Below are 13,923 nucleotides of genomic sequence, written 5' to 3'. Positions count from 1 at the left end.
GCCGCTCAGCCGCCCTCGCCCTTGCGCCGGTAGAACGCCAGCGCCTCGTCCAGCTCGCGCGTGCGGGCAAACGGCGGCAGGCCGCGCCAAAGACGCTTGCCATAAGGCTTTTCGACCAGACGGCCGTCACCCACCATCAGCACGCCCCAATCGGATTCCGTGCGGATCAGGCGTCCCGCGCCCTGCTTGAGCGAGATCGCGGCCTCGGGCAGCTGATATTCGGCGAAAGGATTGCCGCCCTGCGCGCGACAGGCGCGCAGCCGCGCCTCGATCACCGGATCGTCGGGCGGCGCGAAGGGCAGCTTGTCGATGGCCACCAGCGTCAGCACGTCGCCGGGCAGGTCGATGCCTTCCCAGAAGCTGGCGCTGCCCACCAGCACCGGATGCGGCAGCTTGCAGAAGCGTTCGAGCAGGTCGCGGCGCGTGGCGTCGCCCTGCTTGAGCAGCGGCCATTCATGGCCGGCGTCGTCGAAGGCGTCGGCCAGCAGGCTGGCCACTTTGTCCACCGCGCGCAGCGTCGTGCACAGCACCAGCGTGCCGCCCGGACTGGCTTCCAGCAAGGGCAGCAGCGTCTGCACGAAACGGTCCAGGAACTGCGGCGACTGCGGCTCGGGCATGCCGCGCGGCACGAACAGGAGCGCCTGCTCGGGATAGTCGAACGGCGACTCCCATTTGCCCGTGCGCGCCTTGTCCAGGCCAAGCTGGCCGGTGAAGTGCTCGAACTCGCCATTCACCGACAGCGTGGCCGAGGTCATGATCCAGGCCTGGCCGGGCTTGCGGAATTTCGAGAAGGCCTGCGCCACCGACAGGGGCGCGGAATGCAGACGCACATGATGCAGGCCGTGCTCGACCCAGCGCACGGCCGGGCCGGTCCATTGCATGGCCGCCGCCGCGCCCTCGAGCAGCGCCACGGGCGTGGACAGGCCGTCGCCCGCCGCCGTCTCGGCCGACTGGTCGTCGCGGCCCCAGCCGTCTTCGTCGGCCTGCGAGCCGGCGCGCGCCGGCGTGGCCCAGCGCTTCAGGCGCGCGGAGATCTCGGCGCCGTTGCGCGCCGCCGCCATCAGGTCGGGATGCTTTTCGGCGACCGCGCCCAGCGCGTTGGTGGCCGTGTCCACGGCCTCGCGCAGCACCGCCAGCGCCTGGTCGAATTCCTCGGCCTCGGGCATCGCCTCGAAGGTCGCCTTGCGGCCCGGCAGCTTGTCCAGCGGCGCACAGACCAGCCGCAGCTCGCGCGCGGCGGTTTCCAGGTGGCGGCTGACGTCGCTCCAGCGCGCGGCTTCGCGCGCATAGGCCAGGCCCGCCGCTTCCAGCGCGCGGCCGAAATCCAGCAGCTGGTGCGTGGACACGCTGCTGCCCAGGAAGCGCGTGGCCGTGTCGGGCAGCTGGTGCGCTTCGTCGAAGATCACCGTGTCGGCCTCGGGCAGCAGGTCGGTCACGCCCTCTTCGCGCAGCACCAGGTCGGCCATGAAGAGCGCGTGGTTGACCACCACCACGTCGGCGTCCTGCGCCTGGCGCCGCGCCTTGACCACGAAACAGTCGCGGATGCGCGGACATTCCTGGCCCAGGCAGTTCTCGCGCGTGGAGGTCACGCGCTGCCAGATCTCGGCGTCTTCGGGTATCTGCGCCAGATCGCCCCGGTCGCCGGTCTTGGAGATGCCGGCGAACACCTGGATCTGGCGCAGCTGCGCGATCTCGGAACGCGATTTCAGGGCGCGCTCGTCGCCCTGCATGCGGTCCAGGTGATAGTGGCAGATATAGTTGCCGCGCCCCTTGAGCAGCGCGGCCGTCACCGGCGCGGCCAGCGCCGCGCGCACGCGCGGCAGATCGCGCGAAAACAACTGGTCCTGCAGCGTGCGGGTGCCTGTGGAAATCAGCACCTTGCCGCCCTGGATGAAGGCGGGTACAAGGTAGGCCCAGGTCTTGCCGATGCCGGTGCCGGCCTCGGCGACGAGCGTGGCGCGGTCCTGGATGGCCTGGCCGATGGCCTGCGCCAGCTCGATCTGCGCGGGGCGCGGCTTGTAGCCGGGCATGGCCGAGGCCAGCGGCCCGTCCTCGGCGAAGAATTCGGATATGTCCAGGTCCAGCATCGATGCAGCCTAGCGCTGGCCGCGACCGCGTCCGGACCGGCGCCGGTCGGCGGTTCTGGCGCAAAACGCGTGTGTGGGGAAAGGACCAGATGATACCTGGAGCCGCCCCGCTTTTCCGGCCCAACCCTCCATTCATAGGGACGGATTGGTCCACCCTGCCACGTTCTGTAACAGTGGCTTGTGGCACAATCCGCCCCTTGTTTTTCCTTTTTGTCGTCGTATCGAGATGTCTGAAACTTCCGTTATCACGAACGTCGCCGCCGGCGTCGACAACGCCCGCATCGTCGCTTTGCTCGCCACCGAGCTCGGCGTGCGCGCCAACCAAATCGCAGCCGCGGTCGAGCTGCTGGACGACGGCGCCACGGTGCCTTTCATCGCCCGCTACCGCAAGGAAGCCACCGGCGGCCTGGACGACACGGTGCTGCGCAACCTGGAAGTCCGCCTGGGCTATCTGCGCGAGCTCGAAGAGCGTCGCGGCGCCATCCTGGAATCCATCTCGCAACAGGGCAAGCTGACGCCCGAGCTGCAGCAGGAAATCGCCGCCGCCGACACCAAGCAGCGCCTGGAAGACCTGTACGCGCCCTACAAGCCCAAGCGCCGCACGCGCGCCCAGATCGCCCGCGAAGCGGGCCTGGAACCGCTGGCCGACGCCATCCTGGCCGATCCGGGCTGCGATCCGGCCGCGCTGGCCGCGCAGTACCTGAATCCCGAAGCCTCGATCACCGACGCCAAGGCCGCGCTGGACGGCGCCCGCGACATCCTCGCAGAGCGCTACGCCGAGAACGCGGACCTGCTGGCCGACATGCGCGAGCACCTGTGGTCCACCGGCCTGCTGTACTCGAAGGTGGTGGACGGCAAGGAAACCGAAGGCGCCAATTTCCGCGACTGGTTCGACTTCAACGAGCCGCTGCGCACCCTGCCCTCGCACCGCATCCTGGCGCTGCTGCGCGGCCGCCAGCAAGGCGTGCTGGAGCTGCGCCTGGGCCTGGAAGCCGAGCTCGAGGCGCAGACGCCCCACCCCTGCGTGGCGCGCATCGCCGACTTCCTCAAGCTGGGCCGCGGCTTGTTCGCGCTGGACGCCACGCCGCGCGCCCGCTGGCTGGGCGAGGTATGCCGCTGGACCTGGCGCGTCAAGCTGCTGACGGCCTTTGAAAGCGAACTCATCGGCCGCCTGCGCGAGAGCGGCGAAGCCGAGGCGATCCGCGTGTTCGCGGCCAACCTGAAAGACCTGCTGCTGGCCGCGCCGGCCGGCCCCAAGGCCGTGCTGGGCCTGGACCCCGGCATCCGCACCGGCTGCAAGGTCGCCGTGATCGACCAGACCGGCAAGGTCGTCGACACCACCACCGTCTACCCCTTCGAGCCGCGTCGCGACCGCGAAGGCACCATCAACACGCTGGCCGCGCTGGTCGCGCGCCACAAGGTCGACCTGATCGCCATCGGCAACGGCACCGCCTCGCGCGAAAGCGAGAAGCTGGTGGGCGACATGATGGAACGCTTCCCCGACCTGAAGGTCACGCGCGTGGTGGTCTCCGAGGCCGGCGCCTCGGTCTACTCCGCGTCGGAACTGGCCGCGCAGGAATTCCCGGACCTGGACGTGACGCTGCGCGGCGCCGTATCGATCGCGCGCCGCCTGCAGGATCCGCTGGCCGAGCTGGTCAAGATCGATCCCAAGGCCATCGGCGTGGGCCAGTACCAGCACGACGTGAACCAGCGCGAGCTGGCGCGCTCGCTGGACGCCGTGGTCGAGGATTGCGTGAACGCCGTGGGCGTGGACGTGAACACGGCCTCGGCTGCCCTGCTGACGCGCGTGTCGGGCCTGAACTCGCTGCTGGCCAAGAACATCGTGGCCTGGCGCGACGAGAACGGCGCCTTCGCCACCCGCAGCATGCTGCTCAAGGTGCCGCGCTTCGGCGACAAGGCCTTCGAGCAGGCCGCCGGCTTCCTGCGCATCCCCAACGGCGACAATCCGCTGGACGCGTCCTCGGTGCACCCGGAAGCCTATCCGGTGGTCGAGCGCATCGTCGCCAAGATCAAGGCCGAGGTGAAGCAGATCATCGGCCAGCGCGAGGCGCTCAAGGGCGTGTCGCCATCGGACTTCACCGACGAGCGCTTCGGCCTGCCGACCGTGCGCGACATCTTCGCCGAACTGGAAAAGCCCGGCCGCGACCCGCGCCCCGAGTTCAAGACCGCCCAGTTCAAGGAAGGCGTGGAAACGCTGAACGACCTGTATCCCGGCATGGTGCTCGAAGGCGTGGTCACCAACGTGGCGAACTTCGGCGCGTTCGTGGACATCGGCGTGCACCAGGACGGCCTGGTCCACATCTCGGCGCTGGCCGAGAAGTTCGTCAAGGATCCTCGCGACGTGGTGCGCGTGGGCCAGACCGTGAGCGTGAAGGTGCTGGAAGTGGACGTGGCGCGCAAGCGCGTGGCCTTGACCATGCGTCTGAACGACACGGCCGCGCCGGCCCGGCGCTCGGGCGACGCCGCTCCCAAGGGCGGCGACCGTCCGGCCCGCCGTGGCCAGGGCGACGGCGGTCGTGGCGGCAATGGCGGCGGCGGTGGTGGCGGCATGATGAACAGCGCGATGGCGGATGCGTTCGCCAAGCTCAAGCGCTAGCCGCAACGACGGCTTGCCAAGAAAAAACCGGCGCCTCGTGCGCCGGTTTTTTTGTCGACAAACGAGACTGGGAACCACGACTAGGACTTACCCCTAGCCCCCCGCTTTTCTTGCGATCCCTCAATCCAAAAGCAACAAAAATAAGGGAAAATATCGAATTGTGTCCAAATAATAAAAAGCGGTAGCGCCAGGGGGCGACAGGGCGCGGGCACATCCCATGATCAGGCGAGCGACGGCGCACACGCCTATCGGACAGAAGCACAAGAAGAAAAGCGCGCCGCCCCTGAGAAAGCCCGGAGATCCGTCTGTCATGCGCACTACCATTACGCTTGCCGCCAACGAAACGGCAACCATTACCGAAAAAGAAGCCAGTCTCAGCGGTATCTACAACGAAATCACATTGGGCCAGTACACGCGGCTGATCGTGGACGGCGCCGAAGTCACCTTCAAGCACATCACGCTGGAGCGCCTGGGCACGCGCGTGATCGAGCTGGTCAACGGCGCCCAGTTGCACGTCGGCGCGCTGGGCTTCGCCAGCATGGGCGCCAGCATCGTCTACCGCATCGGCGCCGGCTGCGCGCTGACCTTCGACGCCAGCCAGTGGGACCCGGAGGTCGTGGCCAACACCACCTTCGACTTCGCCAGCCAGGGCAGCGGCTCGTTGAAGTACTTCCCCTTCATCAATCCGGAATGGCTCGACTGTCCCAACGTCACCGGCTATTCCGAAGGCGACCTGCTCGAAATCGCCGGCCAGGGCAGCGCCCAGCGCTTCCAGGTGCGCGACGGCCGCATCGTCGCCAACCGGCCGCGCTGACGACTCGGCAAGGCGGGTGACGCGCTCCTCTCGCCCGAGAGGCGGCGCGTGCACGCCCGCCAGCCCGCGCCGCCGCAAACGCGGCCCGGGCATGGACCGCTACGCCGCAAACGCCGGCGACACGCCATTCTTGGCCCCGAGCGGTATCCGCATGCGCGCCTTCTCTGCATGCTCTCTCTCGCCTGTCCCCCTCCCTCTCCTGCCCGCTCTTCCTTCCCGGTAGTGTCAACGCCAGCCCCCCCCGATTCCGTCGGCCGACCTCGACTGCGTGACAAGGGCGCGTCCAATCGCTGAAAGCCGGCGCGTCACTCATATTTTCTCCAATTCTTGATAGAAGAAATTTGATTGAGAAATAGAAGAACTGCGTTTTTGCACCATGCACGTTTCCGCCCGTCCGAAAGCGCCTACAACCCCTAGCTTGCAAAGTTCGACATTCGCATCGCGGGGCCCATCTGCTGGGGAGCAGCAGAATCAATCGACAAAGGACGTTCGCTATGAACAAAAGTTACGCGCTGGTCTGGAACGCTACCCAGGGGTGCTGGCAGGTCGCCAGCGAACTGACACGCCGCCGTGGCAAGGCGGGACGCGGCCGCGTGCTGATGACGGCAGGCGCCTCGCTGATCGGGCTCGCCTTCGCCGGACTGGCCCATGCCCTGCCGACGGGCGGAGCGGTGGTCGACGGCAAGGGCACGATCCAGGCCGAAGGCCACCAAATGATCGTGGACCAGCAGAGCCACAAGCTGATCACCAACTGGGAGAGCTTCAACGTCGGCGCCCAGGAAGGCGTCACGTTCCGCCAGCCCGACCAGAACGCGATCGCGCTGAACCGCGTCATCGGCAATGAGGGCAGCAGCATCCTGGGCCGCATCGACGCCAACGGCCAGGTCTTCCTGGTGAACCCGAACGGCGTGCTGTTCGGCCAGGGCGCGCAAGTCAACGTGGGCAGCCTGGTGGCTTCGACCCTGAACATCAGCAACGAGGACTTCAAGGCGGGCCGCTACGTGTTCGCTGGCGACTCGGCCGCTCAGGTCGGCAACGCGGGTTCCATCCAGGCCGCCGCCGGCGGCACTGTGGCGCTACTGGGCGCGCAGGTCGGCAACACCGGCACGATCCAGGCCACCGAGGGCAGCGCCGCGCTGGCCGCCGGCGGGAACATCCGCCTGCATCTCGACAAAGGCAGCTTGATGTACCTGCAAATCGACAAGGGCGCGGTGGACGCGCTGGCACACAACGGCGGCCTGATCCAGGCGGCGGGCGGCGACGTCTGGTTGCAAGCGAACGCCACCAATGCGCTGCTGCGCACCGTGGTCAACAACGAAGGCACGATCGAGGCGGTGTCCCTGCAGGGCGACAGGTCCGGCCGAATCATGCTGCAGGGCTTCAATCACGCCGTAAGTGTCAGCGGCAAGCTGGATGCCAGCGGCGTGAAGAACGCGGCCGATGGCGGCATGATCATGGTCCACGGCTCCAAGCTGGAGCTTGCTCAGTCGATGAAGGCATCCACCCAGGCCGGCGCCGGCAAGGAAACCGGCATGCTGGAACTGAGGGGCTCGCGCGTGCGCGTGAGCGATACCCTGCGGATGACGCCGGACGGGTCCAGCGATACGCTGTTGTCCGCCGCGCAGCTGACCAATCTGCTGGCGCAGAACCAGGTATCGCTCATCGGCGACAACAGCCTGGCGGTCGAGAACACCCTCGCGTGGCAGCACGACAATGCCCTGAACCTGCTGTCCTCGGGCGATGTCAAGATCGGCGGCGCCATCACCGCTCAAGGCAACAACGCCCGGCTGACGCTGGGCGGCAGCAACGTGCTGATCGACAAGAACATCACCCTGACCGGCCGGAACGCCGCGCTGGCGCTGAACTCCGGCAATGGCCATCGGATCGGCCGCGGCGCCGCCGTGACGCTGTCCGGGGCGAACGCCGCGTTCAGCGCCAATGACCAGGACTACAAAGTGGTGCACACGCTGGCCCAACTGAAGGCCATCGACGCCAACTTGAGCGGCCATTACGTGCTGGGCAGCGATATCGCAGGCCAGGGCTACTTCACGGCGCTGGCCAGCGGCCAGCGGGAGTTCAGCGGCGTTTTCGACGGCCTGGGCCATACCATTACCGACCTGAGCATCTACGGCAACGGACAAGCGCTTGGCATGTTCGGCCGCGTCAGCGGCACGGTCCGCAACATGACGCTGGACCGCGCCACGGTCAACGGCATGCAAAGCCCCTGGGCCACGCAGCTGGGCGTGCTGGCCGGCTTCAACTCCGGCAATATCGACAACGTCCATGCCACCAACAGCTCGGTGATGGGCAGCCGCAATCCGCATGTCGTCGGCGGGCTGGTAGGCAACTACTTCTGGGGCGATATCAGCAACTCGTCCTTCAGCGGCAACGTGCTGGGCAACGCCGGCAGCACCGCGATCGGCGGCCTGGTCGGCCAGGTACAGGACACGCCGCGCGCCAAGCAGATCAGCAACAGCGCGGCGCACGCGTACATCGCCGGTGGAAGTTATGACAACCCGGCGAACGGCACCGCCGTCGGCGGCCTGGTCGGCCGCAACCTTGGCGCCGAACTGCGCGACGTGCGCAGCAGCGGCACGATCTCGGTGCAGTATGCCAATGCCAGCGTGGGAGGGCTGGTCGGCCTGAATACGCTGGACAGGACGGGCGCCTACAGATCCGGCTACATCAGCAACGCCACCAGCACCGTCTCGGTATCGTCGGCCGGTATCAAAAGCAAGGTGGGCGGGCTGATTGGCGTCAACATCAACGGCATGCTGTCGAACGTGGAAGCTCGGGGCGCCGTGAATGGCTACCGCAGCGCCGCCATCGGCGGCTTGATCGGCGAGAACCAGGGCACTGGCTACTTGGGCGGCACGATCGAGGACGCGCGCTACGAGGGTCAGGTCAGGGACCTCACGGCCGCAACGCTCGGCGGACTGATAGGCAGCAACGTGTCGGCCAACGTGCAGCGAGTGCAGGTGAACGCCACGGTACAGGGCGGCGTCAACGCGAAGATTGGCGGCATCGCCGGCCAGATCGTCGATAGCAACCTGTCCGACGTCAACGCCACCGTCGACCTGCGCGGCGGATCCGGCGCACAGATCGGCGGCATTGTGGGCAATGCCGAAGACGCGCGACTGCAGAATCTGAACGTCAAGGGCGTGCTGTCGTCGTCGCCGGCGTACTCCGGCGCCGGCGCACTGGGCGGCATCGCCGGCGTGCTGACGTCGGGATACATCGCGTACTCCGTCGCCAAGGTCGACATCCAGGCGCCCCCCGGCGCGTCGGCGGGCGGCATCGTGGGCGTCAACGTCGGTAACGTCTACAACACCCAGGCCTCCGGATCCATCACCGGCGGCTCGGCGACCGGCGGCCTGATCGGGACCAACTTCGGCTGGATCGCGGACTCGACCACATCGGTGCAAATCAACCGGCCGAACGGTTGGCATGGCAGCTTGATCGGTGACGACCACAATTACAGCTGGTGGACGCAGCAGCAAAACTCGGCGCAGGATAGCGCTCGACCGTCGATCGGGCGCATCGTGGCCGCCTACTAATCACCACCCAGGCAAGGCCCTGCCCCAGGCGGCCCCGGGGCCTTGCCACCCTGCATGGAAGGTAAAAAGGCCGGTACGCCTCACAGCGCACCGGCCTTCATTTTTTTCCACCCGCGTTCAATCGCGGGGCAGGGACAGCAGGGCCTCGCGCAACCGCGCCGTCCATTCGGACGAGTCCTGGTCCGCCGGCGCAACAGCGATTTCGTTTCCGTCCACCGTCACGCGCCCGGCCTGCAGCAGCTCGTCCGGCGAGGCTTCCTGCAGCCGCCGCATGTACTGGCCGGCTTCCTTGGGATCGACAAAAGGACGCGACAGCAGCACCTCGGCGCCATCGGCCGCCAGCAGTCGGAAGCGGAAACCACCGTCGTCGCGGAAGCTGACGAAGCGGGCGCCCTTGCCCTTGGCCTTCTTGCCGGCCGCCTTATCCTGCGACACGGCGACGCTCAGATTGCGCAGGCCCACGGCCTCGCGCAGTTCGGCCATGAACGGCGTGGCCAGCTTGCGCGCCTTCGCCGCGCCGGCCTGCAACACTTCTTCGATGCGACCGGGGTTGGCCATCAGGTCGAAGTACTTTTCGCGCATCGGCGCCAGCAGCTGTTCCAGATGGTCCAGCAGGAACTGCTTGGCATCGCCCCAGCCCATGCCCTCTTCCAGCTGCTTGCGGAACGCGGCGGACTGAGCCGGCGTCGCGAAAGCGCGGTAGATCGTGAACAGGTGCGAATTCTCGGCGTCCTTGGGTTCGCCCGGCGCGCGCGAATCGGTCACGATGCGCATCACCGAGGCGCGCAGCGCCTGCGCTCCGCCCTCGAACAGCGGGATGGTGTTGTTGTAGCTCTTGGACATCTTGCGGCCGTCCAGCCCCGGCAGCGTGGCGACTTCTTCCTCGATCGTCACCTCGGGCAGCGTGAAATAGTCGCGACCGTACTGATGGTTGAAGCGCTGCGCGATATCGCGCGCCATTTCCAGGTGCTGAATCTGGTCGCGGCCCACCGGCACCTTGTGCGCGTTGAACATCAGGATGTCGGCGGCCATCAGCACCGGATAGGAAAACAGGCCCATGGTCACGCCGTCGTCCGGCTCCACGCCCTTGGCCTCGTTCTGGTCCACCGAGGCCTTGTAGGCGTGGGCGCGGTTCATCAGGCCCTTGGCCGTGACGCAGTTCAGCACCCAGCACAGCTCGGGGATCTCGGGAATGTCGGACTGTCGATAGAACGTGACGCGCTCAGGGTCCAGGCCCACCGCCAGCCAGGTGGCGGCGATTTCCAGCCGCGATCGCGCCACCCGCGCCGGATCGTCGCACTTGATCAGCGCGTGATAGTCGGCCATGAAGAAGAACGCGTCCACGCCGGGCTGGGTGCTGGTGACGACGGCCGGGCGGATCGCGCCGGCGTAGTTGCCAAGATGGGGGGTGCCGGAGGTGGTGATGCCGGTAAGGACGCGGGTGTTCATGAGATGAGGCTGCGGTTGCTGGAGGAGGGTCCAAGTGTAACGTGTCGGCGTTGCGTCCCTGGATTGCCAGCCCCGCTGGCGCGGTCAGGCCCCGCCTTTCCGGTGCCGCCTGGCGACGTTCCGGGTCGCCGATGCGACGGGCGGCGCGACAGGCGGGGAAACGCCGACGTAGCGCGCGCGCGGCCGGATCATCTGCCCTGACCCGGCCTGCTCCAGCGCATGGGCGAGCCAGCCCACGCAACGTCCGATGGCGAAGAGCGCCAGCGGGGCATGCGAGGGCAGACGGTGCACGGCGCTCAGCGCCGCCAGTCCGAAATCGATGTTCGGCCGCTCGCCCGCCAGGCGCTCGACCTGCCGGGCCAGGTCGGCATAGGCGCTTGGCAGGGCCAGGCTTTCCAGCAGCGCGGCGGCGCGCGGATCTCCGGCGGGATACAAGGGGTGCCCGAAGGCGGGAAAGCCCAAGCCCATATGCAGGCGCTCTCGCACCAGGGATTCGGCATCGGCATGCGCCATCGCATCGATCAGCGGTTTCAGGCTCATCGCCGCCCGGCCATGCAGCGGCCCCGTCAAGGTCGCCAAACCCGACAGGATGCCGGCGGACAGGCTGGCGCCGGTCGAGATTGTCACGCGCGTGGCGAAGGTCGAGGCATTGAGCTCGTGGTCCGTCAGCAGACACAGCGCCTGCCGGATGGCGGGTTCCGCGCGCGGTCGTTTCCAGGCAGCCGCCAGCTGCTGGCTGATGCTGCCGCCCGCGAGCAGCGCCTGGGATCCGAACATCGAGACGACAAGCGTTGCCAGGACGCCGCGGGCTTCCGCCCTGAGCGCGCCCAGGGACCGGCCCTGCGTGGGCAGGTCGGCGACACAGCGTCCCGCCATCGCCACGATGCCCGGCTGTATGGCCCCGGCTTCGCCAGGAGGCGGCGCCGCGCCGGCCGGCACGGCGGCAAGATCCACGCTTGCATCGCCGGTCTCCCACAGGACGGCCGCGATATCTTCCAACTGACTCGCGCGGGCCAGTTCGACGGCATCGGCGCCCCGGTACCACAGGCGGCCATCCCGCACCGTCGAGATGGCGGACGGCATGACCGGATCACCCCATTCCATGGCGCCGCTGGCCACCGTGGCGGCATTGCGTTGCCCGCGCTGGCGTCCCGCCATGCGGACCACGTCGTCACGGTGATACAGGCTGCGGCGGGAATCGGCGCCGTCCTGCCTGCTGCGGATCTTGCCTCGGCTGACGTAGGCATACAGGGTCTGCACGCGCACGCCCGTCAGCTCGACGGCTTCATGGGCGGTGATCCAGGTCATGGCATTTATATTGATCAAATTAATCAAGATTGACGTCAATACTATTGCAGATGAACATGATCCCATCAACAAGGAGCATGTGATGGCGATAGGTTTGGACGAAGTGATCGCGGCGGAAACCGTCTTGTCCGAGGTGGATGGCAATCGTGGAAAACTGATCATCCGCGGGCGCTCGCTCGATGATCTAGCAGCACGCGAGACCTATGAAGGCGTGATGGCGATGCTGTTCGAGCAGTTCCTGTATGAGCCCGCGCCCCCGCAGCACTGGCAATCGGCGCTGGGCGCCGCCCGGGTCGCGGTGTTCCAGCACCTGGGTTCGGCCGACGCGGCCTTGCTCGCGCTGGAACCCATCGACGCGATGCGCGCGCTGGTCGCCAGGATCCAGGACGGCAATGACCCGGTCACCGCGCTGCATCTGGTGGCCGCGCCGGCGGTCTTCACCGCCGGCCTGATCCGGCTGCGGCAAGGCCACGCCCCGATTCCACCGGACGCTGGCCTGGGACACGCCGCCGACATTCTGCGCATGTCGGGACTGCCCGCCGAGGCCGCCCATGTGCATGCGCTGGATGCGTACCTGGTGACGGTGGCCGACCATGGCCTGAACGCGTCCACGTTCGCGAGCCGGGTCGTGGCCTCGACCCGGGCCGGACTGACATCGTCGGTCCTGGCCGCGATCAGCGCATTGAAGGGCCCGCTGCACGGCGGCGCGCCGGGTCCGGTGCTGGACATGCTGGATGCCATCGGCACGGCGGACAAGGCGTCGACGTGGCTGGATGCGGCGCTGGCGCGCGGCGACAGGCTGATGGGATTCGGCCATCGCATCTACCGGGTCCGGGACCCGCGCGCCGATGCGCTGAAGGCCGCATTGCAGCCGCTGCTGCAGGGCCATCATGTGCCCGGCCAGCGCGCCGAACTGGCGCAGACGATCGAACGGATCGCGCTGGATACGCTGCGCCGCCACAAGCCTGATCGCGCGCTGGAGACGAATGTCGAGTTCTATACGGCCTTGCTGCTGGACGCCCTGGGTTTCGATCGCGAGGTCTTCACCTGCATCTTCGCCATGGGACGCGTCTCGGGATGGATCGCCCATGCGCGGGAACAGGCATTGACAGGAAGATTGATCCGGCCGCAATCTCGCTATGTCGGGCCCTTGCCCGAAGCGATTGCGGATGAAGCGATGGCCGTCGGCGACTGAGCCCGCCGGCCCGTGACGGGAGCGTGCACATGGCGACACTCAAGGCGCATTTCGATGTCCTCGCGCGGTACAACGCTTGGGCGAACCGGATCCTGTACAACGCGGTCGGCGGGCTCGAAGCCCAACAATACCGCCAGGATTGCGGCGCCTACTTCAAGTCCATCGAGGGCACGCTCAATCACCTGCTCGTGACGGACCGGATCTGGCGGCATCGCCTCTGTGGCCTGCCGGATCCGGGTTATCGCCTGGACCAGATCCTTCTCGAGGACTTCCCGGCGTTGAAAGCCGCGCGAGAACGTGAGGACGAGGAGATCGCCCGCTATGTCCTGGCCTTGCCCGAGTCCGCCATGGATACCGTCATTTCGTACCGGCGGACCTCGACGCCGGAGCAACTGCGGCAGCACGTCGGATCCGCCCTCGCCCACTGGTTCAATCACCAGACGCACCACCGCGGGCAGGCGCACGCCATGCTGACGCGCGTTTCCGGGCAGGCTCCCGAGCTCGATCTGCTGTTCTATCAACGGCAGATGAAACTGGCCGCTCCGGCCTGAGCAGACCGGCGGCGCGTCAGACCACGGCGAGCACGGGCGCGGCCAGCGCGCACAGGCCGCCGGCGGTCAGGGCCGCGCGCGGACGGAAGGTCAGGAACCAGATCAGCAGCAGGCCGGCGATGCTGAGGATGCCGATCCATTCGACCGTGCCGTAGCTCCAGCCCCAGACCTCCGCCGAGGCCCACAAGGACAGCGCCAGCGCGATCCAGCCGAACAGCCGCAGCGACAGACGATGGCGTCGCGGCAGTTCGCGGTCGAACACGTCTTCGTAATGACGGTCCATGCCCAGGCACAGGGCGGAGAAACCCGCATAGGCCAGGCAGAAGGCGGCAAGCGTCATGGTTG

Annotated in this window: 9 protein-coding genes; 5 read left to right on the top strand and 4 right to left on the bottom strand. The window is 67.4% G+C overall.

Annotated elements, in window-relative coordinates; genetic code table 11:
- Positions 1 to 5: 5 nt before the first annotated feature.
- A complete protein-coding gene (locus tag C2U31_RS13610; RefSeq protein ID WP_103273242.1) occupies positions 6 to 2,087 on the bottom strand; it encodes an ATP-dependent DNA helicase in 2,082 nt (693 codons plus the stop codon).
- A gap of 226 nt (positions 2,088 to 2,313) precedes the next feature.
- Between C2U31_RS13610 and tex the strand changes: the two genes are divergently transcribed.
- The 3 genes from tex (at position 2,314) to C2U31_RS13595 (ending at position 9,075) form a co-directional block, all read left to right on the top strand.
- Positions 2,314 to 4,704, top strand: a complete 2,391-nt coding sequence (tex, locus tag C2U31_RS13605; protein WP_103273241.1) for an RNA-binding transcriptional accessory protein Tex — start codon at positions 2,314 to 2,316, stop codon at positions 4,702 to 4,704.
- Between the two features lie 310 nt (positions 4,705 to 5,014).
- Positions 5,015 to 5,518, top strand: a complete 504-nt coding sequence (locus C2U31_RS13600; RefSeq protein WP_103273240.1) for a hypothetical protein — start codon at positions 5,015 to 5,017, stop codon at positions 5,516 to 5,518.
- A gap of 494 nt (positions 5,519 to 6,012) precedes the next feature.
- On the top strand, positions 6,013 to 9,075 hold the full coding sequence (locus C2U31_RS13595) for a GLUG motif-containing protein (RefSeq protein WP_103273239.1): 3,063 nt from the start codon (positions 6,013 to 6,015) through the stop codon (positions 9,073 to 9,075).
- Positions 9,076 to 9,192: 117 nt separating this feature from the next.
- On the opposite strand, the gene C2U31_RS13590 is transcribed toward C2U31_RS13595, so the two are convergent.
- Together C2U31_RS13590 and C2U31_RS13585 are read right to left on the bottom strand one after the other, a co-directional pair.
- A complete protein-coding gene (locus tag C2U31_RS13590) occupies positions 9,193 to 10,524 on the bottom strand; it encodes a tryptophan--tRNA ligase (protein ID WP_103273238.1) in 1,332 nt (443 codons plus the stop codon).
- 84 nt (positions 10,525 to 10,608) lie between these two features.
- Positions 10,609 to 11,832 carry a citrate synthase family protein gene (locus tag C2U31_RS13585; protein ID WP_103273237.1) on the bottom strand — a complete coding sequence of 408 codons (1,224 nt, stop codon included), beginning with the start codon at positions 11,830 to 11,832 and terminating at the stop codon, positions 10,609 to 10,611.
- Between the two features lie 82 nt (positions 11,833 to 11,914).
- Here C2U31_RS13585 and C2U31_RS13580 point away from each other — a divergent pair, with 82 nt between their 5' ends.
- Positions 11,915 to 13,027, top strand: a complete 1,113-nt coding sequence (locus C2U31_RS13580) for a citrate synthase/methylcitrate synthase (protein WP_103273236.1) — start codon at positions 11,915 to 11,917, stop codon at positions 13,025 to 13,027.
- A gap of 29 nt (positions 13,028 to 13,056) precedes the next feature.
- On the top strand, positions 13,057 to 13,578 hold the full coding sequence (locus tag C2U31_RS13575; protein ID WP_103273235.1) for a DinB family protein: 522 nt from the start codon (positions 13,057 to 13,059) through the stop codon (positions 13,576 to 13,578).
- A 16-nt stretch (positions 13,579 to 13,594) separates the two neighbouring features.
- Here the strand turns inward: C2U31_RS13575 and C2U31_RS13570 are convergent, their stop codons facing one another.
- Positions 13,595 to 13,918 (bottom strand): DUF3325 domain-containing protein, encoded by a 324-nt coding sequence (locus C2U31_RS13570; RefSeq protein WP_103273234.1) that lies wholly within the window; start codon positions 13,916 to 13,918, stop codon positions 13,595 to 13,597.
- Between the last annotated feature and the right edge of the window lie 5 nt (positions 13,919 to 13,923).

Origin of the sequence: Achromobacter sp. AONIH1 (assembly GCF_002902905.1) — a bacterium.
Classification (GTDB): Bacteria; Pseudomonadota; Gammaproteobacteria; order Burkholderiales; family Burkholderiaceae_B; genus Achromobacter.
The sequence above is the reverse complement of the archived record's forward strand: the minus strand, read 5'-3'. Positions and strand labels throughout refer to the sequence as shown.

What these genes read in the sequence shown, in the direction of transcription:
- C2U31_RS13610 (WP_103273242.1), bottom strand. Translation starts at nt 2,087, where the DNA reads ATGCTGGACCTGGACATATCCGAATTCTTCGCCGAGGACGGGCCGCTG.
- tex (WP_103273241.1), top strand. Translation starts at nt 2,314, where the DNA reads ATGTCTGAAACTTCCGTTATCACGAACGTCGCCGCCGGCGTCGACAAC.
- C2U31_RS13600 (WP_103273240.1), top strand. Translation starts at nt 5,015, where the DNA reads ATGCGCACTACCATTACGCTTGCCGCCAACGAAACGGCAACCATTACC.
- C2U31_RS13595 (WP_103273239.1), top strand. Translation starts at nt 6,013, where the DNA reads ATGAACAAAAGTTACGCGCTGGTCTGGAACGCTACCCAGGGGTGCTGG.
- C2U31_RS13590 (WP_103273238.1), bottom strand. Translation starts at nt 10,524, where the DNA reads ATGAACACCCGCGTCCTTACCGGCATCACCACCTCCGGCACCCCCCAT.
- C2U31_RS13585 (WP_103273237.1), bottom strand. Translation starts at nt 11,832, where the DNA reads ATGACCTGGATCACCGCCCATGAAGCCGTCGAGCTGACGGGCGTGCGC.
- C2U31_RS13580 (WP_103273236.1), top strand. Translation starts at nt 11,915, where the DNA reads ATGGCGATAGGTTTGGACGAAGTGATCGCGGCGGAAACCGTCTTGTCC.
- C2U31_RS13575 (WP_103273235.1), top strand. Translation starts at nt 13,057, where the DNA reads ATGGCGACACTCAAGGCGCATTTCGATGTCCTCGCGCGGTACAACGCT.
- C2U31_RS13570 (WP_103273234.1), bottom strand. Translation starts at nt 13,918, where the DNA reads ATGACGCTTGCCGCCTTCTGCCTGGCCTATGCGGGTTTCTCCGCCCTG.